This is a genomic window from Pseudomonas sp. ASL3 (assembly GCF_056680425.1).
In genome coordinates, this window is the sequence record NZ_CM155281.1 from 2,093,056 (window position 1) to 2,116,195 (window position 23,140).

The window sequence follows — 23,140 nt, forward strand, 5'->3', positions numbered from 1 at the left end:
ATATCTGCACAAAGCGGATATTGCATCCTGCTTCGCTTCCATAACCTGACATGGCCTGAACAACAAGAATGGAGGCCATGGCATGTCCCTGGGAATCGGGACAACCATTCATTTTCCTCTTGCCCCTTCCACGGCAGGACGTGGCGATCAGGGCTAAATGCGGATTTTCAGGTTTTACCCACGCCGTTCTAAAAACAACAATAAGAGACAGACGCCATGCGAAATATCGACGTACATGAAGTTATCGACAACGCGCGCTTCAACCGTTTCCACTGGATGGTGTTGTTCTGGTGTGCCCTGATCATCATCTTTGATGGCTACGACCTGGTGATCTATGGCGTTGTCTTGCCCATGCTGATGAAAGAGTGGGGGTTGAGCCCGCTGGAGGCCGGAGCGCTGGGCAGTTATGCACTGTTTGGCATGATGTTCGGCGCGCTGTTTTTCGGACCTCTCTCGGACAAGATCGGGCGAAAAAAAGCCATCACCCTCTGCGTCATCTTGTTTAGCGGCTTTACCGTGCTCAATGGCTTTGCCAGCAGCCCCACGCAGTTCGGTATCTGCCGTTTCATTGCCGGTCTGGGCATTGGCGGCGTGATGCCCAACGTGGTGGCGCTGATGAACGAATACGCGCCGAAAAAAATCCGAAGTACCCTGGTGGCAATCATGTTCAGCGGTTACTCGGTGGGCGGCATGCTCTCTGCTGGCCTGGGCATCGTATTGGTCCCCAGCTTTGGTTGGCAGGCCGTGTTTTATGTGGCGGTTCTGCCGTTGCTGCTGTTGCCGCTGATCATGTACTTCCTGCCAGAGTCGGTGGGTTTCATGCTGCGTCAGGGGCGCAATGAAGAGGTGCGCAAAATTCTCGAACGCGTGGATCCGGGCTATGTCTCGCAAGACAGCGACTGTTTGCACATGACAGAAGTGAAAGGCACCGGCACCCCCGTCCTGCAATTGTTCCGCGAAGGCCGTGCACTGCGCACGCTGATGCTCTGGGTGGCGTTTTTCTGCTGCCTGCTGATGGTCTACGCATTGAGTTCCTGGTTACCCAAACTGATGGCCAACGCCGGTTACAGCCTGGGCTCGAGCCTGTCTTTCCTGCTGGTGCTGAACTTCGGCGCAATCTTCGGCGCGGTGGGCGGCGGGGTGTTGGGCGACAAACTCAATCTGCCACGGGTATTGGCGGTGTTCTTCACCATCGCTGCGGTGTCGATCACCTTGCTCGGCTTCAAGAGCCCGACGCCGGTGCTTTATCTGCTGATCGCCATCGCCGGCGCGACCACCATCGGTTCGCAAATCCTGTTGTATGCCTGTGCCGCGCAGTTCTACTCCATGGCCATTCGCTCCACCGGCCTGGGATGGGCGTCGGGTATTGGTCGCAACGGTGCCATCGTCGGTCCGCTGTTGGGCGGCGCGCTGCTGGGTATCAGCCTGCCGTTGCAACTTAACTTCATGGCCTTTGCCCTGCCGGGTGCGATCGCCGCCATCGCCATGACCTTATTCGCCATTAGTAGCCAGCGCAGCGCCAATGACATTGCGTCCGCGCTGACAACGGCCAAGGCCTGAGACTGATGAAGGGGGCATGGCGTTCGCCGTGTTCCCCAGTTGCTGCGCAGTCAATCGATTTTCCCCTGACAAGAACATCCGGGCCGCGTGCCACGGATAGCCTGATGAGCCTTGCGGCGAGGTCCCATGAAAGCGTTGTTCCACGACTTTTCCCTGTCCGCCGCGGTCGCCGGGTTTATCGCCACGGTGATTTCCTATGCCGGGCCTTTGGTGATCATTTTCCAGGCGGCCGAGACGGCCCACCTATCCCGTGAAGTATTGTCGTCCTGGGTGTGGGCCATTTCCATTGGCAGTGCATTGCTCGGCATAGGCCTGAGCCTGCGTTACCGCGTACCGCTGATCATCGCCTGGTCGGCACCCGGGTCGGCGCTGCTGGTGGCGCTCCTGCCGGGTATTTCCATGCACGAGGCCGTGGGCGCCTATCTGATCAGCAGTCTGATCATCTTTCTGGTCGGGGTATCGGGTGCCTTCGACCGCATCATCAGCAAGCTGCCCGCGGCGATCGCGGCGGCGATGCTGGCAGGTATTCTGTTCAGCTTCGGTACCGGGTTGTTCGTTTCCTTGCAGGGCAAGCCACTGCTGGTGCTGGCGATGTTCGCTACCTACCTGGTGTGCAAGCGCGTGATACCGCGTTACGCGGTGTTGGTGGTACTACTGGTCGGTTGCTCCATCGCCTTGCTGGCGGGCGATCTGCATCGCGAGGCGCTGGTGATCGGTCTGGCCACACCGGTGTGGATCACGCCGCATTTCAGCCTGAGCGCGACCCTGAACATCACCTTGCCACTGGTGATGGTGGCACTGACCGGCCAGTTCGTACCGGGCATGGCGGTGCTGCGTGCCTCTGGCTATGCCACGCCGGCCAGCCCAATCATCGCCAGCAGTGCGTTGGGTACTGCGCTATTGGCACCCTTCGGCTGTCACGGTCTGAATCTGGCGGCCATTACCGCCGCAATCTGCACCGGCCGTGAGGCCCACGAAGATCCAGGCAAACGTTATGTCGCCGGGGTAGTAGGTGGTCTCTGTTACCTGCTGCCGGGGATTTTCGGCGCCACCTTGGTCTCGTTGTTTTCCGCCTTCCCCAAAGAGCTGATTGCGGCCTTGGCCGGGCTGGCGCTGTTCGCCGCGATTGGGGGCGCCCTGGCAGGTGCCATGGCGGTACCCAATGACCGCGAGGCGGCGCTGGTGACCTTTCTCACCACGGCATCAGGCATGTCCCTGTTCGGTTTGTCCGCTGCCTTCTGGGGGCTGATTTTCGGCATGGCCACGCACCTGTTGTTGAGTACCCGGCGCCCCGACCCTGTTGCTCAGACAACCCGCGGCCAGGAGGTAGCGCGCTGACTTTGATTATTGCCGCGCGCTGCGTTCCTTGCGGCGGCGGGCGGCGTAAGGAGCGATTGAGGATTCGCTGAGCCAGTTGCGTGAAGGTCGCCATTATCAGTTACACCTAGACGCTGCTTTGATCAGCATGGAGGTTCATATGGCACAAAAAATCTTGGCTGGGTTGCTGTTGATTGCAGCAGGCATAGGCGCAGTGGTGTTGGTCTGGGTCGATAGCGGGCGCCTGCTGCTGTCCGGCGGGATAAATCTCGCGTTACTGCTTGGGGCTGTGCTCTATCACCGGCAGCCAGTGGTTGTGCTGAAGGTTGACGTGGAGCGCGAACCGCAACCGGCAGTGTTCAGTACACCAGTGGCCGTTGTGCAGACGTTAGCGCAGGTGCCCGAACCGGTGTGGCCGGGCGCGCAAGTGCAGGCCACCCTGGAGCAATTGACCCAGGCGGTGCTGCAGACTGAGGAAGACATGCGCTTTGCCGATCAGTTGGCGCGGGCCGCAGGCGAACGAGTGAAGTCCAGCGCGCAGAGCATGCAATCTTCGGCGAGCGTGCTCAGCGATCTCAACCTTTACATGCAGCGTCTCGATAAGGTGTTTGACGAGCTGGGCAGTCAGTCGGTACGAATCGGTTCCATTGTCGGCAGCATTCAGGACATCGCCCGACAGACCAACCTGCTGGCGTTGAATGCCGCCATCGAGGCGGCGCGAGCGGGCAGTCATGGTCGTGGTTTTGCAGTGGTGGCGGACGAGGTGCGCAATCTGTCTCGCCAGGCCGCCGACTCCAGTGCTCAGATCAGACAGATCGCTACGGGCCTGGAAAAGTCCGCCGAGGAAGCGCGGCAAAGCATCGAGCACCTGACGGGTTCAACCCGGTTGGGCTTGGAGAAGGCCGAAGTCGCGTTGCACTCAATGGGCGAGCTGCGCAGTGGTGCGGTGGCCAGGGTAGAAGTGGTCGAACGCATCATGCAACGGCTGACCAGCCTGCATGAGCTGGCATTGCACGCGGCACGGCTTGTCGCATGAGTAGTGCTGCTCGGGTGTGATCACTGATTGCCTGAGCAGCCACCCATTACCTGGTAAGCCAGGCGATGGGTTTCACCCTGGTGATCGACATAGACCATGGTTGCTGGCACCACTTCGCAGGCGCTTGCAGTTGGCGTTATCGAGATCACCTTGGCGATATCGAGCTGCTGCACGGGGTTGTACTGAGTCACCGGGACTTGCTCGTTGCCGGCTGCCATGACCGACGTGGCGATGACTGCCAAAAACAGACTGATCAACGTTTTCATCTCATTTTTCTCCGTGGTGTCCTGATGCCTAAAGTCTATTCCTCGCCTGCTATGGATAAAGAGCGGTTTGCTTGATGCAGCCTTACATGAAACGCAACAGTCGGCGCTCCTGGAGGGCTTATGGACCTGCTCAATAGCCTGCGGGTGTTCGTCCGCGTGGTAGACAGCGGCAGTTTTACCGCAGCAGCGCAGGCGCTCGATTTATCGACTGCGCAAGTTTCGCGGTTGGTGGCGGATCTGGAGCAGCATGTGCAGGCGCGTCTGCTTCAACGCACCACCCGGCGTCTGCGGCTGACCGAAGCCGGTGAACGCTTTCTGCGGCGTGGCCGGCAGATACTCGAGGAAATGGACGAAGCCACCGCCGAAGCCCGCGACGCCCATCTCAACCCCAGTGGTCGGCTTCGAGTGCACAGCCTGAGCGGCTTGGGTGTGCTGATCACGCCGCTGATCGCCCGTTATAGCGAGCTCCATCCTGACGTGGTGTTCGAACTGACTCTGTCTCAGCGCAATCCGGACCCACTGGAAGAAGGTCATGATGTGGTCATCTCAATTGCCCGGGAATTGGCCGACTCGCAATTTGTCGCACAGGTCATCGGGCAAATTTACAGCGTGCCTTGCGCCTCCGGAGGCTACCTGCAACGCCATGGTGTACCAGGCGGTCCAGTGGATCTGAATGAACATCGCTGCTTACGCATGCTCGACCCGTTGTACCGTGATGAATGGGTATTCCATGACGAGCGGGGCGAGTATAGCGTCCTGCCCGGCAAGACCTTTCAGACCAATATCGCCGAGTCTATGGTCAAGGCCTCTGAAGCGGGCATGGGCATCAGTCTGCTGCCTTTCTATACCGCGACCCGGCCGGTCAGCGAAGGTAAGTTACTGCGCCTGCTGCCGGCCTATCGTCTACGTGAGCGGCATGTCTACGCAGTCTACCCATCGCGGCGTTTCCTCGATGCCAAGGTCAGAACCTGGGTGGACTTTCTTAAGGTGGAGCTGCCTAAGCTATTCGCCGAGCATGAGGGGATCATGGAAGATCCACATCACTGGGCCTGATGTGAGTGAAGTCCATGAAGTGACAGCAGGCGGCCCGATAACCAGTACTCATGAACGCTGAACACACCGCCGACGATCCGGATTCATCACACCTGTTGCAATCTTGACTAGAGTATCTAGTGTCGGCGGCCATTCCGTCGGCACAACCGTAATCGTCCAAAAGACCCCCCGGTCACGTACCGGGTGTTCTCTACCTGATCAGGAGCACGCGATGGATCTCAACCGTCGTCAGTTCTTCAAGGTCGCCGCCATCGGACTGGGCGGCTCGAGTCTGGCGGCGTTGGGCATGGCACCGGAGCCAGCCTTCGCCGAGCAAGTGCGTCATTTCAAGCTGGCCCACACCCATGAAACCCGCAACACCTGCCCCTACTGCTCGGTGGGCTGCGGGGTGATCATGTACAGCCAGGGCGATACGGCCAAGAATGTCGCCCAGAGCATCATTCACATCGAAGGCGACGCCGACCACCCGGTCAACCGCGGCACCCTGTGCCCCAAAGGCGCAGGCCTGCTGGACTTCATTCACAGCCCCGGCCGCCTGCAATACCCGCAGGTGCGCAAGCCGGGCAGCAAGGAGTGGACGCGGGTGTCCTGGGATGAAGCGCTGGATCGGGTCGCCGACCTGATGAAGGCCGACCGTGACGCCAACTTCATCCAGAAAAACGCCCAGGGCCAGACGGTCAACCGCTGGCTGACGGTGGGTTTTCTCGCCGCCTCAGCGTCCTCTAACGAGGCCGGTTATATGACCCACAAGGTCATTCGCAGTTTGGGCATGCTGGGGTTCGATAACCAGGCACGTGTCTGACATGGCCCGACGGTGGCAAGTCTTGCCCCGACGTATGGCCGTGGAGCCATGACCAACCACTGGACCGATATCGCCAACGCGAACCTGGTCCTGGTCATGGGCGGTAATGCCGCCGAAGCCCACCCCTGTGGCTTCAAATGGGTGACCGAAGCCAAAGCGCACAACCATGCGCGGCTGATCGTGGTCGATCCACGGTTCACCCGTACTGCCTCGGTGGCGGACTATTACGCGCCGATCCGCACCGGCACCGACATCGCCTTCATGGGCGGCTTGATCAACTACTTGCTCACTGAAGACAAGATCCAGCACGAGTATGTACGCGCCTATACGGACGTGTCGTTCATCGTCAAGTCCGGCTTCGGCTTCGAGGACGGGCTGTTTAGCGGCTACGACGCGGCCAAGCGTACCTACAGCGACAAGTCCAGCTGGGGCTACGAAATCGGCGAGGACGGCTTCGCCAAAGTCGACCCGACCCTGCAGGACCCGCACTGCGTCTACCAACTGATGAAACAGCACTACAGCCGTTACACCCTGGAGCTGGTCAGTCAGATCTGCGGCATGCCGCAAGACAGCCTGCAAAAGATCTGGACAGAGATCGCCACCTGCTCGCAACCGGGCAAGACCATGACGATTCTCTATGCCCTGGGCTGGACCCAGCATTCGGTCGGCTCGCAGATGATCCGTAGCGCGGCCATGGTGCAGCTGCTGCTGGGCAACGTCGGCATGCCGGGCGGGGGCGTCAATGCCCTACGCGGGCACTCCAACATCCAGGGCCTGACCGACCTTGGGCTGCTGTCGAACCTGCTGCCGGGCTACCTGACCCTGCCGGCCGATGCCGAGCAGGACTACGACACCTACATCGCCAAGCGTGCGCTCAAGCCGTTGCGGCCCGGGCAGTTGTCCTACTGGCAGAACTACGGCAAGTTCCACGTCAGCCTGATGAAGGCCTGGTACGGGGCCAATGCCACCGCCGACAACCACTGGGGCTACGACTGGCTGCCCAAGCTCGACATCCCCGGCTACGACGTATTGAAGATGTTCGACATGATGGGCAAGGGGCAGGTCAATGGCTACATCTGCCAAGGCTTCAACGTCATCGCGGCCTTGCCCGACAAGAACCGGGTGATGGCTGCACTGGCCAAACTCAAGTGGCTGGTGGTGATGGACCCGCTGGCGACCGAAACCTCGGAATTCTGGCGCAATGTCGGGCCTTACAACGATGTTGAAACGGCCAACATCCAGACCGAAGTCATCCGCCTGCCGACCACCTGCTTTGCTGAAGAAGACGGCTCACTGGTCAACAGCGGTCGCTGGCTGCAATGGCACTGGAAGGGCGCTGACGGTCCAGGGCAATCGCGCACCGATGTGAAAATCATGAGCGAGCTGTTCCTGCGCTTGCGCAAGCGTTACCAGGCCAGCGGCGGTGCCTGGGCCGAGCCGATTCTCAAGCTCAGCTGGCCTTACAAGGTGCCCGATGAGCCAACGCCGGAAGAGCTGGCCCGGGAATTCAACGGCTCTGCCATTGCCGACATCACCGACGCCACGGGTGCGGTGGTCAAGGCCGGACAGCAGCTGTCCGGCTTCGCCCAGCTCAAGGATGACGGCAGTACCGCTTCGGGCTGCTGGATCTTCTGCGGCAGCTGGACCGAACAGGGCAACCTGATGGCCCGTCGCGATAACAGTGACCCCTACGGCATGAAGCAGAACCTGGGCTGGGCCTGGGCCTGGCCGATGAACCGGCGCATCCTCTACAACCGCGCTTCGGCCGACCCGCAGGGCAAACCCTGGGCCGAGAACAAGCGTCTGGTGTGGTGGAACGGCAAGGCCTGGGTTGGCACCGACGTGCCCGACTACAAGGCCGACGCGGCACCGGAAGCGGGCATGAACCCCTTCATCATGAACCCCGAAGGGGTGGCGCGATTCTTTGCCATCGACAAGATGGCCGAAGGGCCGTTCCCGGAGCATTACGAACCGTTCGAGACGCCTATCGGCATCAACCCGCTGCACCCCAACAACAAGCAGGCGACCAGTAACCCGGCCGGACGTATCTTCGATTCTGTCTGGGAGACACTCGGGCAGGCCAAGGACTTCCCCTATGCCGCCACCAGCTACCGGTTGACCGAGCACTTCCACTTCTGGACCAAGCATTGCCGGCTCAACGCCATTTCCCAGCCCGAGCAGTTCGTCGAGATCGGCGAAGTGCTGGCCAAAGAGAAGGGCATCGTCGCTGGCGACCGGGTGCGAGTCAGTTCCAAGCGCGGGCATATCGAGGCGGTGGCGGTGGTGACCAAGCGGATCCGTCCGCTGCAGGTCAACAACCAGACCGTGCACCATGTCGGCATCCCGCTGCACTGGGGTTTTACCGGGCTCACCCGCCATGGCTACCTGACCAATACCCTGGTGCCGTTCCTCGGTGACGGCAATACCCAGACCCCGGAATCCAAGTCATTCCTGGTCAACCTGGAGAAAATCTAAATGGCCAGCCAAGACATCATTGCCCGTTCGGCCACCACCACCGTACCGCCCTCGGTGCGCCAAGAAGAGGAAGTGGCCAAGCTGATCGACACCACCAAGTGCATCGGTTGCAAGGCGTGCCAGATCGCCTGTTCGGAATGGAACGAATTGCGCGACGAGGTCGGCCACACTCACGGTACTTACGACAACCCCCAGGACCTCAGCGCCGACACCTGGACCCTGATGCGCTTCACTGAGCATGAAAACAGCGCGGGCAATCTGGAATGGCTGATCCGCAAGGACGGCTGCATGCACTGCGCCGACCCCGGCTGCCTGAAGGCCTGCCCGAGCCCGGGGGCGATCGTCAAACTGGCCAACGGCATCGTTGACTTCAATCAGGACCATTGCATTGGCTGCGGCTATTGCATCACCGGCTGCCCCTTTGATATCCCACGCATCTCGCAGAAGGACCATAAGGCCTATAAGTGCACGCTGTGTTCGGATCGGGTAGCCGTGGGACTGGAACCGGCCTGCGTCAAGACCTGCCCGACCGGAGCGATCGTGTTCGGCAGCAAGGAGGACATGAAAGAGCATGCCGCCGAACGCATCGTTGACCTCAAGTCACGGGGCTTCGAGCACGCCGGTCTGTACGACCCCGACGGGGTCGGCGGCACCCACGTGATGTACGTGCTGCACCACGCCGACCAGCCTTCGCTATACGCCGGCCTGCCGAACCAGCCGATCATCAGTCCGTTGGTAGGACTGTGGAAGGGCGTGAGCAAACCGCTGGCGCTGCTGGCCATGGGTGCGGCGGTGCTGGCGGGATTCTTTCATTACGTGCGCATTGGCCCGCAGCGGGTCGAGGAAGACGAGCACCCAGGGGGCAAGGACTCCAGCGTGCACGAGGTCGACCCGGCGGTGCATGTCTATGACCCGAACCAGCCAGGGCCACATGGCGAGGAACGACCATGAACGACAAGCCGATCCTGCGTTACACCACCAATCAACGCACCAACCATTGGCTGGTGGCGATTCTGTTCTTTATGTCGGCCCTGTCGGGGCTGGCCTTGTTCCATCCGGCGCTGTTCTGGCTCAGCAACCTGTTCGGCGGCGGGACCTGGACACGCATCCTGCACCCGTTCATGGGCGTGCTGATGTTCCTACTGTTCATGGGGCTGGTTATCCGTTTCTGGCGGGCTAACTTCTTCATCGCCAACGACCGCCTATGGCTCAAACGGATTGGTCGGGTGATGCGTAACGAAGAGGAGGGCGTACCGCCAATCGGCAAGTACAACCCCGGACAGAAGTTGCTGTTCTGGACCTTGCTGGCCTGCATGCTGGTGCTGTTGCTCAGCGGCGTGGTGATCTGGCGGGTGTATTTCAGCGTTTACTTCGGCATCACGGCCATTCGCCTGGCAAGCCTGCTGCATGCCCTGGCGGCCTTTGTACTGGTGTTGAGCATCATCGTGCACATCTACGCCGGCATCTGGATCAAGGGTTCCGTGAGCGCCATGCTGCATGGCTGGGTCAGCCGCGCCTGGGCGAAGAAACACCATGAGCTCTGGTACCGTGAGGTGACTCGCGATGGCAGCCCCGTTGAGCGTCCCGACAGCCGAATAACCAAAAAAGGGATGAATCCTTGAGCACGATACTCGAGCCCGGACAGATCGAAGCGTCGGCCAGCGCGCCGCCTTTTCTGCACCTGCCACCGCGTAATCTGTTCAGCTTGCGTGCCGCCCGCCTGGAGCAAGTGGCCAGTGGGCACCCGCTGGCCGAATATCTGCAGCTGATCGCCGGTCTGTGCCACGTCCAGCAGAGCCTGTTGGACCAGCCACCGTCAGCGCCGGACCCAGACCCCGAACGCCTGCTGGTGTGCCAGCAACATGGCTTGCCGCCGCTGGCCGCCGACAGTCTGGTGCGTGACGACGGTTGGCAACCCTGGCTGGATGCTTTGCTGCTGCGCTACCCGGCACCGTCCCGGCAGCCGGTACAACAAGCGATAGCGACCTTGCGCAGTGCCAATAACGGACAGCGCAAGGCCTGGGCCATCGCCTTGCTCAGCGGCCAATATGACGGGGTGCCTGCAGCGCTGGTGCCGTTTCTCGGCGCTGCCTTGCAGGCAGCCTGGAGTCACTGGCTGCTGGGCATGCCAACCTCGGACCTCAAGCCGGGTGACAGTCTCGGCCAATGCCCGGCCTGCGGTTCGCCGGCCATGGCCGGGGTGATTCGCCACCGTGGCAAGTACAACGGGTTGCGCTACCTGGTGTGCTCGTTGTGTGCCTGCGAATGGCATGTGGTGCGGGTCAAATGCATTTACTGCGAACAGAGCAAGGGTCTGAACTACGTCAGCCTCGATGATGACCGCTACACGGCCGACCATGCGCCACTGCGGGCTGAAATCTGCCCCGGCTGCAACCGCTACCTGAAACTGCTCTACCTGGAAAATGACGCCGAAGCCGAAGCCCTCTCGGCGGACCTGACCAGCCTGACGCTGGACATGCGCCTGGACCTGGAAGGCTACCAGCGCCAGTCGCCGAACCTGATGCTCGCGCCCGGGGGAGAGTGAGCACAGCGGCTACACTCAGATTACCTGTGCGCACAGCCCTCTGTAGGAGCTGCCGAAGGCTGCGATCAATCGTCAGTTCAGTGCTGCTCTTCAGATTTATCGCAGCCTTCGGCAGCTCCTACAAAAACCATGTGGAATCAGAAATCCCGTGTCGTTCCCGGAGCCCCGCATGCCATCCAATCTTGCCTCCAGCTCCTCGCGCCTGCCCTCCATCGACAGCCTGCTGCGCAGTCCCACCTGCCAGCCGCTGGCCGAGCGCTATGGCCGCGACGCCTTGCTCGCCACTCTGCGGCAATTGCTCGATGACCTGCGCGATTCGGTTCAACTGGGCCAACTTGACGCCGTTGAACTCACGGTTCAGGTATTGGCGGGGAGGGCAGGCGAGCGCCTGGCAAACCAGCATCGCAGCCAGGTGCGGCGGGTGTTCAATCTCACCGGCACGGTGCTGCACACCAACCTCGGTCGGGCGCTGTTGCCGGAGGTAGCCATTGAGGCCGTGCAACAGGCTGCCCGCTATCCGCTCAATCTGGAATTCGACCTGCACAGCGGCAAGCGCGGCGACCGCGACGACTTGGTCGAAGGTCTGATTCGCGAGCTGACCGGCGCCGAGGCGGTGACGGTGGTCAACAACAACGCGGCTGCCGTGTTGCTCGCGCTCAACAGTCTGGGCGCGCGTAAAGAGGGCATTATCTCCCGTGGCGAGCTGATCGAAATCGGCGGCGCCTTCCGCATTCCCGACATCATGGTCAGGGCCGGGGTCAAGCTGCATGAAGTGGGCACCACCAACCGCACCCATGCCCGTGACTACGAAGCCGCCATCGGCCCGCGCAGCGGTCTGTTGATGCGCGTACACGCCAGCAATTACAGCATCCAGGGCTTCACCGCTCAGGTGCCGACCGCCGAACTGGCGCAACTGGCCCACCGGCACGGGCTGCCATTGCTCGAAGACCTGGGCAGCGGCAGTCTGTTGGACTTGACCCGCTGGGGCCTGCCCGCCGAGCCAACGGTGCGCCAGACCCTCACCGAGGGGGCCGATATTGTGACCTTCAGCGGCGACAAGTTGCTGGGCGGCCCCCAGGCCGGGTTGATCGTAGGCCGCAAGGACCTGATAGCGCGGATCAAGAACAACCCACTCAAGCGTGCCTTGCGCGTGGACAAACTGACCCTGGCCGCTCTCGAAGCGGTATTGGGTCTGTACCGCGACCCCGACCGACTGGCCGAACGACTGCCCACTCTGCGCCTCCTCACCCGTCCCCAGACCGATATCCTCGCCCAGACCGAACGCCTGCGCCCGTTACTGGCGCAGGTGTTGGGCGATAGCTGGGGCGTGGCCGCGCTGCCGACGCTGGGCATGATCGGCAGTGGCAGCCAACCGGTGGCCCGACTGCCCAGCGCCGCTTTGTGTCTGCGTCCGCACGCGCCGAAACGGCTGCGCGGGCGGTTGTTGCATGGCCTGGAGGCGGCATTGCGGGCCTTGCCCATTCCGGTGCTTGGGCGCATCGACGACGATGCCCTGTGGCTGGACCTGCGCCAGCTGGACGACGAGGCGATTTGGTTGGCTCAGATTGACCAGCTACAACTGGAGGGCCGGGCAGGGTGATCGTCGGCACTGCAGGGCACATCGACCACGGCAAGACCGCTTTGCTCCAGGCCCTGACCGGCCAGTCCGGCGACCGCCGCCGGGAAGAACGCGAGCGTGGCATCACCATCGACCTGGGCTTCCTTTACGCTACCCTGGAACCTGAGGCCGCGCTTATTGGTTTTATCGACGTGCCCGGTCACGAGCGCTTCATCCACAACATGCTCGCTGGCGCCCAGGGCATTGACCTGGTGTTGCTGGTGGTGGCGGCGGATGACGGGGTGATGCCTCAGACCCGCGAGCATTTGGCGATCGTCGAACTGCTGGGGATCCCTCGCGCACTGGTGGCGATCAGCAAGTGCGACCGGGTCGATTCGGCCCGGGTGCGGGAGGTACAGGCCCAGGTCGGGGCGTTGCTGGCGCCCGGGCCCTATGCCGACGCGCCGCAGATCGTGCTGTCGAGCCTGACCGGGGAGGGTGTCGAGGCTCTGCGCCAGGCGTTGCTGGACGCACAGCGCGACGTTCAACAACGCAGTGCCAGCGGCGGTTTCCGCTTGGCCATCGATCGCGCGTTCAGCGTTGCCGGGACCGGTATTGTGGTGACCGGTACCGCCTTGGCCGGACAGGTGACAGTGGGTGATACGCTGCTGTTGGGCTCGGCTGGCAAACCCGTGCGGGTGCGCGGTCTGCATGCGCAGAACCAGGCCGCCGTCGAGGGTTGGGCCGGGCAGCGGGTGGCGTTGAACCTGAGCGCCGAGCGCCTGGCCCTGGAACAGATCCATCGTGGCGACTGGCTACTGGCCGAGTGGTTGCATGCGCCTACCCAGCGCCTGGACATCGAGATGCAGTTGCTGGCCAGCGAGACACGCGCCTTCGCCCATTTCAGCCCGGTGCACGTGCACTTGGGCACTCAAGATGTCACCGCCCGGATCGCATTGCTGGAGGGGGAAAGCCTGGCACCGGGTCATCGAATGTTCGCGCAACTGGTGGTGAACGCGCCGCTGCAGGCGGTGCAGGGTGACCGTCTGGTCTTGCGCGACCAGAGCGCCCAGCGCACCCTCGGCGGTGGCCGGGTGCTCGACCCGTTCGCACCGGCCCGCCAGCGCCGCAGTCCGGCTCGGCTGGCACAGCTACAGGCCCTGTCCGCCACCGAGAGTCTGGAACAGGTATTGCCTGCGCTGCTCGCCAACAGTGACGCCGGGCTCGACCCACAGCGTCTGGAGCGTCAGTTCAATCGCCTGCGCGCCACCTGGCGCTTGCCAGCCGATGTCCTCGTGGTTGCTACGCGTCAGGGCCCATTGTTATTCAGCGCTACCTGTTGGCAGGCCATGAAAGTCTCGTTGCTGGAGCAACTGACGCGTTTTCATCAACTCGAACCGGACCAGCTCGGGCCGGACCGCGATCGCTTGCGCCGGTTCGCGGCCACGCCGCTGGGTCGACCGGCATTCATCAGCCTGCTCGATGAGTTGCTGGCCAGCGGCGCCATTGCAGCCAGTGGGCCTTGGCTGCATTTACCCGAACACCAGGTGCGCCTGAGCGAAGAAGACGAGGCCTTGTGGCAACAGCTACAGCCGCTGTTCCAACAGGCTGGCTTCGACCCGCCCTGGGTACGCAGCCTGGCCAGTGCCACTGGCGGTGAAGAAGCCGCGGTGCGCTTGCTGCTGCGCAAGCTGGCGCGGCTGGGGCAGGTGCACCAGGTGGTACGCGACCTGTTCTACACTGACGCCACAGTGCACCAACTGGCGGCTATGCTGTTAAAACTGGCCGCCGATAACCCGATCATCCAGGCAGCGGCGTTTCGCGATGCGCTGGGCATCGGCCGCAAGCGCAGCATCCAGATTCTCGAGTTTTTCGACCGTATCGGCTTGACCCGGCGGCTCGGCGACCAGCGCCGCATCCGCCCGGACAATGCACTGGCGCAGAGCCCCGGCGGCTGACTTCAAGGAAGGCAATCGCGCCCGGTGGCGCGGCCGGGCTTCAAACCCGGTTGGGGACGGCAGCCGTTCCCGGGCAGGTTCGACACCCGCTGCCTTCCGCCATTTCGAATAGCCCGTGCCGAATGGCAACAAACATCATTGGGCGTGCTGGGCAGACAACGCCCTTGAGGCTGTGACGCGGGCATTGCGGCGCCCCATGACAAACACTAACAGGCAACCCACTACTGTCAGGGCACAGAGCGGCAACAGGGCGACCGGAAAGCTGCCAGTGGTTTCTTTCAGATAGCCAATGACAAAGCTCATGCCACCGGTCCCTAAATGCCCGAGCGTGTTGATCGCGGCAATCCCGGCGGCAAGGCTCGCAGGAGAAAGGGACTCTGAGGTCAATGACCAAAACGGTCCCTTGACTGCGTAGTTACCCATCAGCGCCAGGGTCAGCAGAATCAAGGTTATTGTGAGCGAGCCCGTCAATAGCGTTGCTGCGATACTCAGTGCAACCAAGGCCAAGGGCATCGCAGTATTCCAGATACGTTCCCCGCTCTTATCGGTACGAATACCCCATACAATCATGAACGCTGCAGCGACACCAAAGGGGATCATATTAAACAAACCAGCTTCCATCGTGCTTAAATCAAACGACTTCAGAATCTGCGGCATCCATAAAGACAACGTGTTACTTGTTGCCGAGCTGCCGGTATAAATAAGGGCCAGCACCCAAACATACTTATTGGTCAGCACTGCGATGATTTTGTTGCTGTGCCCCGGCGCGTCGTTCGCAGCAGCGGCCTTCTTTTCGGCCAACTCCCTTTCAAGGTTCGCTGTCAGCCAGGTTTTTTCTTCCTGGCTCAGCCACTTTGCTTCGGACGGTTTGCTGGGCAATAGAAAAAATGCGCCTATCCCCAACAAGAGCGCGGGGATAGCTTCCATCATCAATAGCCACTGCCAACCCTTGAATCCCAGCACCCCATCCATTTTTAGCAGTAGAGCGGAAAGTGGGGAGCCGAAGAAACTCGACAGGGGGATTGCCACCATAAATACCGCAACGATACGCGCCAGGTATGCCTTGGGGAACCATTGGGTAAGATAAAGAATAACGCCTGGGAAAAAGCCCGCTTCAGCCGCCCCCAGAAGAAATCTGGACGCGGAAAAGGAAAGGGGACCAACCGCAAAAGCGGACAGGAAGCCGACCACTCCCCAGGTAATCATGATTCGTGCGATCCAGCGTCGAGCGCCGAACTTTTCCATCGCAATGTTGCTTGGCATCTCAAACAGAACGTAAGCCACAAAAAACAGGCTGGTACCAAAACCAAAAAGGGTTGCACTAATGCCTATGTCGCCATTCATGGTCAACGCGGCAAATCCTATATTGACTCTGTCCACATAGGCGATGAAATAGCAGAGCGCGAGGAATGGAATAAGCCTGCGTCCAAGCTTTCGGATGGTGGCCTGTTCTATCGATGCCGTGTTGTTATTCAGTGAATTCATGATTCGCCTCATTATTGGAATTATCAGTAAATCGTGGTGCGTATTTTTATCACGACACTTTCTTGATGGCGCCTGCGCTCAGCGAATATCCACGGTGTAGTGAAAGTGACTCGCGTGGCCTCTTGATCGCCGCCATTCCAGTGGACGACCGGTGAAATCCCGGGCCACTCGCTCTATGACGATCACTGGGCTTGAGGGTGGAATTTTTAGCAGACGTGCATGAACATCGTTAACCAGTTCAGCGGTCAACGTTTCCTCGGCTGAAGCAACAACCTGCGCACAAAGCTCTTCGTATATTGGATAAAGCAACGGGCCTTGTTGGTCGAGGTCGATGTCCAACAACTGCCCAAACATGTGTTGAGGAAGCCAGATTTCTTCGACAAGCACCGGTTGCCGGTCAAAAAGGCGTAGGCGTAAAAGACCAATCACTGGCTCGCCTGGGGCCAGCCCGAGGACCTCAGCGACAGCCGATGGCGAAGGTTGCAATTCAGTAGCCAGTATCTTGCTGTCAGGAATTGGTCGTTCACCTGCCACGGTCTGAAATCTGAAAAAGCGGAAAAGTGAGGACTGGAACTGTGCTCGACGCACGAACGTGCCCCGGCCCTGCTGGCGCTCAAGCACGCGCTCGGCAACAAGCATGTCGATCGCTTTTCGGACAGTCCCGGTAGACAGACCGTAGTCCGCCGAGAGAGCCGCCTCGGTGGGTATGGCTTCCCCCGGACGCCAGCAATTGTCGGCGATTTTCCGCATTAGCTGGTCGCGCAAACGCTGGTAAAGAGGAAGACGCACGTCAGTGATCAATGGCTGCATTTTTATAGTTATCTAGTCATATAGATGAATATATGGCTCAATATTCCCCGTTCCCATCGGGAAGTCAACGCAAATTTCTTCAGCCTGGGAGCATCTGGGCTAACGATTAACCAGATATTGCCTGTGCGGCCAAAGGTAGCGTCACTACAAATGTGCTTCCGAGGCGCTGACCCTCGCTATTAGCGACAACAGTGCCGCCATGCGCTTGAACCAATTCGCGAACTACCGTCAATCCAATACCCAGCCCGGCACCGTTGAAGCTGATCGCATGAATATCTTGTATATAGGGGTCGAAAATGAAGGGCAGCATTTCGACAGAGATACCTATTCCCCTGTCTATCACCCTGACTTCGAATGACTGCCCAACGATACAGGCCGACAGTTCTATCACTCCGCAGTCCGGGGTAAAGGTTGAGGCATTCCCCAGCAGATTGGAGAAAACCTGCACTAATCTTAATGAGTCACCCTCCACGTTAATCACGGAGGTTGGCAGGTGAACGCTGACGTGCTGCCGGCGCAAGTCCATCGCCGGCCGACACGCTTCTACTGCTTCATCAATGATAGCAACTACATCAATCGTCTTTCGGTCCAGACTCAACTTCCCCGTGTTGACGCGAGAGACATTGAGTAGGTCTTCCAGCAGTCGTGACATATGTTGAACTTGTCGCGCGACGATCTCCTGTACCCGGGGTAGTTCTTCCGACTTTTCCCGCACAAGCATTCCTGCCGTCATACCCAGCGGAGTCATGGGGTTGTGCAGCTCATGTGCAACCTTCGCCAGAAAATCTTTCTGCAGCAGCAGTGCCTGTTCTGCGCCAGACTGCAATAGCTGAGCAGTGAACATGGCCAAGACGACCTGCTCATTCGCTTCGCACAACTGATTGATCTGCTCTTGTACGTGCTCTGCAAGTGTCAACTCCTGTTGGGCCAACGCGCTGAATAGCGGGGAATCAGAAGGGCGTTCGCTACGAGATACATTGTCGTGAAATTGAAAACCGCCTGTTCCGTAGCGCTTGGCCCGATACATTGCTGCGTCGGCGCGATTGATTAGGGTAAGGGTATCTTTGCCATCTTCGGGATAAAAACTGATACCGATGCTGACCGCAAGGTGTAACACATGTTCCCCCACCCGCAGGGGAACGCTGAGGTCGGTGATGATTTTGTCGGCGACCACAGCGGCATCAGACTTTCGCGACACTTTACCGAGCAGTATCAGGAACTCATCGCCGCCGTAGCGGCTCACGATGTCTGTCTCGCGCACCGACAATGCCATGCATTGTGCAGCGTGTTTAAGCACCCAATCACCGACCGTATGGCCAAGTGTGTCATTGATTTTTTTGAAGTTGTTTAGATCAAGAAAGAGCAGGGCAAAGTGCTCTTCATGGTGCAAGGCATTGGCGATGGTACGCTCTACCCATTGAAGCAGATGACGACGATTCGGTAAGTTGGTCAGTTCATCGACGCTGGCAAAGCGTGAAATTTCGCTTAGCGCTTTGGCGGTGATTTCTGCCTCGCTTTGCGCGCGCAGCATCCCTAGCACCAGCTGCACGTTGGCCTCGAGCAGTTCGCTCGGAGGGTGACTTTCTACCAGTCGATTTTGTGCCACAAGTACATCCTCCCGCAGCAGCGCCAATGCCGCCCGCGCCTCGATGGTTTGCCTGCCCAAACGGGCAAGCTCACGTTCGGCCTCGGCTAATAACAGTTCGTTCTTGCCCAGAGCGTCGTTCATAAGAACCACTCAACCCTCATCAGTGCTGGCAAGCGGCAGGGGCAAGTCCCCCGTGGACTTCTTCGCAGGTCTTCCACTGACCGGGACGCATTTGCAGATTTCATTGTCATCGATGCGACACAAGCGTAGCTGGTGGGCGCCGGAACGCACCTTAATATCACTGTGATGGCACGCAGTAGTCGACATGTGCGCTGAGGTTTTAGTTCCTGGCAACGGGAAGGGCGCATCACGACTCGGTTGGCGATCCAGCCTATTGGACTGGAAGGTTATTACTTCAGTTCATGGCTCTATGATTTTTTATGGTTACGTCCTCTCCAGCGGCCAGTGATAAAAAGCGCAAACACAGCTTATCCATAACAAAAAAGAGCGTTTGCAATCATGAAAGAACTCGACCTGTATATCGGTGAAGGTTTCGAAGGCCCTGGCGTGAACGCCGCGCACATCAATATTTTGCTTGGCCCACGTAACGGCCCGGCCGGGCAGGCGTTCGCCAACAGCCTGGCGTCGCCGAGCCAAGGGCATTGCCCGTTCATGGTGATTGCCCAGCCGAACATCCCGGTCAAGCCCATGACCCTGTATGTCAACAAGGCAGCCATTGGCAGTGACCTGCACGGGAATGCCACCTGGGGCGCTTCCCAGGCCGGGATCGCCAAAGCGGTGCTCGAAGCACTGCTCGACGGCACCCTGCCGCCGGAAGCTGAAGACGAATGGGCGATCGTTACCGCCAACTGGGTCAATCCGGCCTGCGACGACCTCGATGCCGTCTATCTGAACAATTACAACGCCTGCCGCACCGCGATCCGTGCCGCCCTCACTGGCAAGCCCGAGCGGGCGCAGTTGACGGATGTGGTCGAGCACATCAGCAACCCTTTCTACACCCCGAAAGCCTGAGGTCCTGGCCATGCAATACATTCGTTTGGGTAACTCCGGCCTGCAAGTCTCCCGCCTGTGCCTGGGCACTATGAACATGGGCACCCCGGACTGGAAACCGTGGATCTTCGACGAGAAAAAGAGCGAGCCAATCGTCAAGCACGCACTGGACAACGGGGTAAATTTCATCGACCTGGCTGACTTCTATTCGGCCGGTGTGGGTGAAGAAGTGGTGGGACGCATCCTCAAACGCCTGACCCGTCGCGAAGACATTGTGGTCACCACCAAGGTCGGTTACGGCACCCGCAATGGCATCAACGCCAGTGGCCATTCGCGCAAACACATCATGGACAGCATCGATGCGTCGCTGCAGCGTCTGAACATGGATTACGTCGATGTGTTTATGCTGCATTACTTCGATGTAAACACGCCGGTAGAAGAAACCATGAGCGCCATGAACGACATCGTGCGTTCCGGCAAGGCGCGCTACATCGGCGTCTCGACCATGCTCACCGGGCAACTGGCAAAGATCCTCATGGCCTGTGAGCGCAACGGTTGGGTCAAGCCGATCAACATGCAGTTGCAGCTCAACTGCGCCTACCGCGAAGAACAACGCGAGATGATCCCGTTCTGCCGCGATCAGGGCTTGGGCGTCTCGGTGTTCAGCCCTTTGGCTCGTGGTTTGTTGACCGGTGATGTGCAGTCGACCCGCAACCAGACCGACTTTTTCACCCAACAAATGTACAGCGACGAAGCCTCGTTCCAGATCGCCCATTCGGTGCAGCGTGTCGCTCAAGCTCGCGGTGTGTCCAACGCGCAGATCGCCCAAGCCTGGGTCGCCAACCATTCGGGGGCCGACTGCATGCTGGTCGGCGCCGACACCACCGCGCAGTTCGACAGTGCCTTGGCGGCCCTCGATACCCAACTCGATGCAGAGGAACTGCACGAACTGGAACGCAATTACACCCCGTGCGACGTCATCAACGATTACACCGCAGGTAAACGCATTCTGCGTTCGGCCCGTCCGGGGCTGGAGCGCTTCAACCTGACAGAGGCCGTGGCATGAGCACACTGATCCGTAACGGCAATTTCATCGACGGCCAATGGTCCAGCGGTGGCCCGACCTATCCGGTACTGAATCCGGCCAATGGCGAGCTGATCGCCCACGTGCAGCGGGCCGGCGCCGAAGAAACCCTCCTGGCCATCGACGCCGCCAACCGCGCCTTGCCAGCCTGGCGCAAGTTGACCGCCAAGGAGCGCAGTCAACGTCTCAAACGCTGGAGCGAGTTGATGCTGAGCAATCAGCGTGACCTGGCAACCCTGCTCAGCCGCGAACAGGGCAAGCCGCTGGCCGAGGCCATGGGTGAAGTGGTCTACGCCGCAAGCTTTCTGGAGTGGTTTGCCGAAGAAGCCAAGCGCGCTTACGGCGACGTGATCCCTAGCCATAAAGCCGATGCGCGGATCATCGTCGTCAAGGAAGCCATCGGTGTGGTCGCGGCCATCACGCCGTGGAACTTCCCGCTGGCCATGGTCACCCGCAAAGTCGGTCCGGCACTGGCTGCCGGCTGCACCATGATCCTCAAACCTTCAGAAGAAACCCCGTTGTCGGCCTTTGCTCTGGCGGTGCTGGCCGAGCAGGCCGGGATTCCGGGCGGTGTGTTCAACGTCGTTTCCGGTGATGCGGTGGCGATTGGCGGTGCGCTGCAGGCCTCGTCCGTGGTGCGCAAACTGTCGTTCACCGGTTCGACCCGCATCGGCAAACTGCTGATGCGCCAAGCGGCGGACACCCTGAAAAAGGTTTCACTGGAATTGGGCGGCAACGCGCCGTTCATTGTCTTCGATGACGCCGATCTGGACGCCGCAGTCAAAGGTGCCATGGCCTCGAAATTCCGCAACACCGGGCAGACCTGCGTCTGCGTGAACCGTTTCTTTATTCAGGACGGCGTGTACGAAGCCTTTACCCGCAAGCTCGTCGAAGCCGTCGCCGCGATGCGCGTCGGCAGTGCGTTGGAGGGTGACACCGAACAAGGTCCGCTGATCAATGCCGCAGCCCTGACCAAGGTCGAGCAGCATGTCGGTGACGCGCTGGAGAAGGGCGCCAAACTGCTGTGCGGCGGTGGCCGCCATGCGCTGGGCGGGACCTTCTTCGAGCCGACCATCCTCACCGAAGCCAGCGACGACATGCTGATCGCTCAGGAAGAAACCTTTGGCCCGGTGGCCGCCTGCTTCCGTTTCAGCGATGAGGCTGAAGTGCTGCAACGGGCTAACGACACGCCGTTCGGACTCTCCGCGTATTTTTACAGCCGCGACATCGGCCGCGTCTGGCGCATGGCCGAAGGTCTGGAAGCCGGGATGGTCGGGATCAACGAAGGGATCATCTCCACCGAAGTCGCGCCGTTTGGCGGCATCAAGGAATCCGGTCTGGGCCGCGAAGGCTCGAAGTACGGTCTGGAGGATTATCTGGAAATCAAATACCTGTTAATGGGCGGCCTGTAAAGCAGCGGTGCCCCCGTTCCTACAGGTAGATACAGACCCTGTGGGAGATTCTATGTTCCCAGGCAATACGCCGAACCCATGTAGGAGCTGCCGAAGGCTGCGATAAGGCCGGAACGGCCTTCAAGAAATATCTGCATCTACGACCGGTTCCCGGTCGATCGCAGCCTTCGGCAGCTCCTACAAGGATTTGTGCCCGACACAGATCCGCTGTGGGAGCGGGTTTGCCCGCGAAGACGACCTGTCAGGCAACGCAGAGCTACGGATTACTCACCAGGCTCAACCAATCGGTAAACAGCCGCACCTTCGACAACCCCTGCTTGTCGTTCGCCACATCCAGCCAATAGCCATAAGGACCGACCACTTCCACCGGGGTGATCGGCAGCAGGCTGCCGTTGGCCAGTTCCCTTTTGATCATCTGCCGATCAATGACGGCCAGACCGCCACCGGCCAGAGCGGTGTTGATCACTTGATCCAGGGTGCTGAACTCCAGCCCTTGCTGGGCATCGATGTCGTCACGGCCCATGGCCGCCAGCCAGTTTTCCCAGACTTTGAGCCGTTTGCCGTCATGCAGAATGTGAAGTAGCGGAAACCGTCGCAGGTCGGGTGTCTCGCCGTTTTCGAAGAGTTCCGGGCTGGCCACCGCGATGTGTCGCTCCATCACCAATAACTGGCTGGCACAATGGCTGGCCGGCTCAAGACCAAAGCGGATATGGCAGTCGACCTCGGAGAGGTTTTCGTGGCTGGACTGGTTGGTCACGCTCAGGCTGATATCCGGATAGCGTTGGCAGAAAGCCCGCAAGTGCGCCGACAGCCAGCGAGTGGCCCAGGTCGGTGGCGCGAGAATCCGCAGCCGTTGACGCAGGTTGGGTATGCGCACCGCCTGCAGGGCCCTTTCGATATGGTCAAAGGCTTCTCCCAGATGAGGGGAGAGGGCGTTGCCGGCTTCGGTCAGCGACAAGCCCCGCGGCGTACGCACGAACAAGGCGACGCCGAGGTAATCCTCAAGCTGTTTGATCTGCCGGCTGACGGCCCCTTGAGTCACGTTCAGCCCCAGCGCCGCCTGGCTGAAACTGCGATGCCGAGCGACCTCCTCGAAAACCCGTAGCATGTTCAGTGAGGGCAGTTGACGCATGAATGCACCTGACGCGAGAAGGACATTATTCAGCGACCGTCGCGGGGC

The 23,140-nt window shown here is 60.2% G+C and carries 17 protein-coding genes, 1 tRNA gene and 1 pseudogene; 14 read left to right on the forward strand and 5 right to left on the reverse strand.

What is annotated here, in order from left to right; genetic code table 11:
* The first annotated feature begins 216 nt into the window (after nt 1–216).
* The 3 genes and pseudogenes from AC1MEE_RS09550 to AC1MEE_RS09560 form a co-directional block, all read left to right on the forward strand.
* A complete protein-coding gene (locus AC1MEE_RS09550; protein WP_480415094.1) occupies nt 217–1,560 on the forward strand; it encodes an aromatic acid/H+ symport family MFS transporter in 1,344 nt (447 codons plus the stop codon).
* Nucleotides 1,561–1,686: 126 nt separating this feature from the next.
* Entirely contained in the window at nt 1,687–2,898 is a 1,212-nt protein-coding gene (locus AC1MEE_RS09555) for a benzoate/H(+) symporter BenE family transporter (RefSeq protein WP_480415095.1), read from the forward strand.
* Nucleotides 2,899–3,505: 607 nt separating this feature from the next.
* Nucleotides 3,506–3,913 (forward strand): annotated as a pseudogene (locus AC1MEE_RS09560) (methyl-accepting chemotaxis protein); the annotation flags it as partial.
* Between the two features lie 20 nt (nt 3,914–3,933).
* Here AC1MEE_RS09560 and AC1MEE_RS09565 read toward each other — a convergent pair.
* The gene (locus AC1MEE_RS09565; protein ID WP_480415097.1) at nt 3,934–4,179 is read right to left on the reverse strand and encodes a DUF2790 domain-containing protein; all 246 of its coding nucleotides are present in this window, start codon (nt 4,177–4,179) and stop codon (nt 3,934–3,936) included.
* A gap of 120 nt (nt 4,180–4,299) precedes the next feature.
* Between AC1MEE_RS09565 and AC1MEE_RS09570 the strand changes: the two genes are divergently transcribed.
* The 8 genes from AC1MEE_RS09570 to AC1MEE_RS09605 all read left to right on the forward strand — a co-directional run bounded on the left by AC1MEE_RS09570 (nt 4,300) and on the right by AC1MEE_RS09605 (nt 14,672).
* A complete protein-coding gene (locus tag AC1MEE_RS09570) occupies nt 4,300–5,232 on the forward strand; it encodes a LysR family transcriptional regulator (protein ID WP_480415098.1) in 933 nt (310 codons plus the stop codon).
* Nucleotides 5,233–5,443: 211 nt separating this feature from the next.
* A complete protein-coding gene (gene fdnG, locus AC1MEE_RS09575; protein ID WP_480415099.1) occupies nt 5,444–8,509 on the forward strand; it encodes a formate dehydrogenase-N subunit alpha in 3,066 nt (1,021 codons plus the stop codon).
* Nucleotides 8,510–9,460 (forward strand): formate dehydrogenase subunit beta, encoded by a 951-nt coding sequence (gene fdxH, locus AC1MEE_RS09580; RefSeq protein ID WP_480415100.1) that lies wholly within the window; start codon nt 8,510–8,512, stop codon nt 9,458–9,460. It begins immediately after the preceding gene.
* A complete protein-coding gene (locus AC1MEE_RS09585) occupies nt 9,457–10,131 on the forward strand; it encodes a formate dehydrogenase subunit gamma (RefSeq protein WP_480415101.1) in 675 nt (224 codons plus the stop codon). The genes fdxH and AC1MEE_RS09585 overlap by 4 nt, the downstream gene beginning before the upstream one ends.
* The gene (gene fdhE, locus AC1MEE_RS09590) at nt 10,128–11,054 is read left to right on the forward strand and encodes a formate dehydrogenase accessory protein FdhE (RefSeq protein ID WP_480415102.1); all 927 of its coding nucleotides are present in this window, start codon (nt 10,128–10,130) and stop codon (nt 11,052–11,054) included. Before AC1MEE_RS09585 ends, fdhE begins: the two co-directional genes overlap by 4 nt.
* Before the next feature lie 169 nt (nt 11,055–11,223).
* Nucleotides 11,224–12,654: an L-seryl-tRNA(Sec) selenium transferase gene (gene selA / locus AC1MEE_RS09595; RefSeq protein WP_480415103.1), complete on the forward strand. Its 1,431-nt coding sequence runs from the start codon at nt 11,224–11,226 to the stop codon at nt 12,652–12,654.
* Nucleotides 12,651–14,570, forward strand: coding sequence for a selenocysteine-specific translation elongation factor (selB, locus tag AC1MEE_RS09600; RefSeq protein ID WP_480415104.1), 1,920 nt, complete (start codon nt 12,651–12,653; stop codon nt 14,568–14,570). Before selA ends, selB begins: the two co-directional genes overlap by 4 nt.
* Nucleotides 14,571–14,576: 6 nt before the next feature.
* Nucleotides 14,577–14,672 (forward strand) — tRNA-Sec (locus tag AC1MEE_RS09605).
* A 33-nt stretch (nt 14,673–14,705) separates the two neighbouring features.
* Here AC1MEE_RS09605 and AC1MEE_RS09610 read toward each other — a convergent pair.
* From AC1MEE_RS09610 to AC1MEE_RS09620, 3 genes are all read right to left on the reverse strand, one after another.
* Nucleotides 14,706–16,055 carry an MFS transporter gene (locus tag AC1MEE_RS09610; protein WP_480415105.1) on the reverse strand — a complete coding sequence of 450 codons (1,350 nt, stop codon included), beginning with the start codon at nt 16,053–16,055 and terminating at the stop codon, nt 14,706–14,708.
* Between the two features lie 78 nt (nt 16,056–16,133).
* A complete protein-coding gene (locus AC1MEE_RS09615) occupies nt 16,134–16,865 on the reverse strand; it encodes a GntR family transcriptional regulator (RefSeq protein WP_480415106.1) in 732 nt (243 codons plus the stop codon).
* Between the two features lie 106 nt (nt 16,866–16,971).
* Nucleotides 16,972–18,594, reverse strand: coding sequence for a diguanylate cyclase domain-containing protein (locus AC1MEE_RS09620; protein ID WP_480415107.1), 1,623 nt, complete (start codon nt 18,592–18,594; stop codon nt 16,972–16,974).
* Nucleotides 18,595–18,972: 378 nt separating this feature from the next.
* On the opposite strand from AC1MEE_RS09620, the gene fae reads away from it, so the two are divergent.
* The 3 genes from fae to AC1MEE_RS09635 are packed head-to-tail and all read left to right on the forward strand — an operon-like array spanning nt 18,973 to nt 21,960.
* Nucleotides 18,973–19,485, forward strand: a complete 513-nt coding sequence (fae, locus tag AC1MEE_RS09625) for a formaldehyde-activating enzyme (protein WP_480415108.1) — start codon at nt 18,973–18,975, stop codon at nt 19,483–19,485.
* Between the two features lie 10 nt (nt 19,486–19,495).
* The gene (locus AC1MEE_RS09630; protein ID WP_480415109.1) at nt 19,496–20,530 is read left to right on the forward strand and encodes an aldo/keto reductase; all 1,035 of its coding nucleotides are present in this window, start codon (nt 19,496–19,498) and stop codon (nt 20,528–20,530) included.
* A complete protein-coding gene (locus AC1MEE_RS09635; protein WP_480415110.1) occupies nt 20,527–21,960 on the forward strand; it encodes an NAD-dependent succinate-semialdehyde dehydrogenase in 1,434 nt (477 codons plus the stop codon). Before AC1MEE_RS09630 ends, AC1MEE_RS09635 begins: the two co-directional genes overlap by 4 nt.
* 256 nt (nt 21,961–22,216) lie before the next feature.
* Here the strand turns inward: AC1MEE_RS09635 and AC1MEE_RS09640 are convergent, their stop codons facing one another.
* Nucleotides 22,217–23,092: a LysR substrate-binding domain-containing protein gene (locus AC1MEE_RS09640; RefSeq protein ID WP_480415111.1), complete on the reverse strand. Its 876-nt coding sequence runs from the start codon at nt 23,090–23,092 to the stop codon at nt 22,217–22,219.
* Nucleotides 23,093–23,140: the final 48 nt, after the last annotated feature.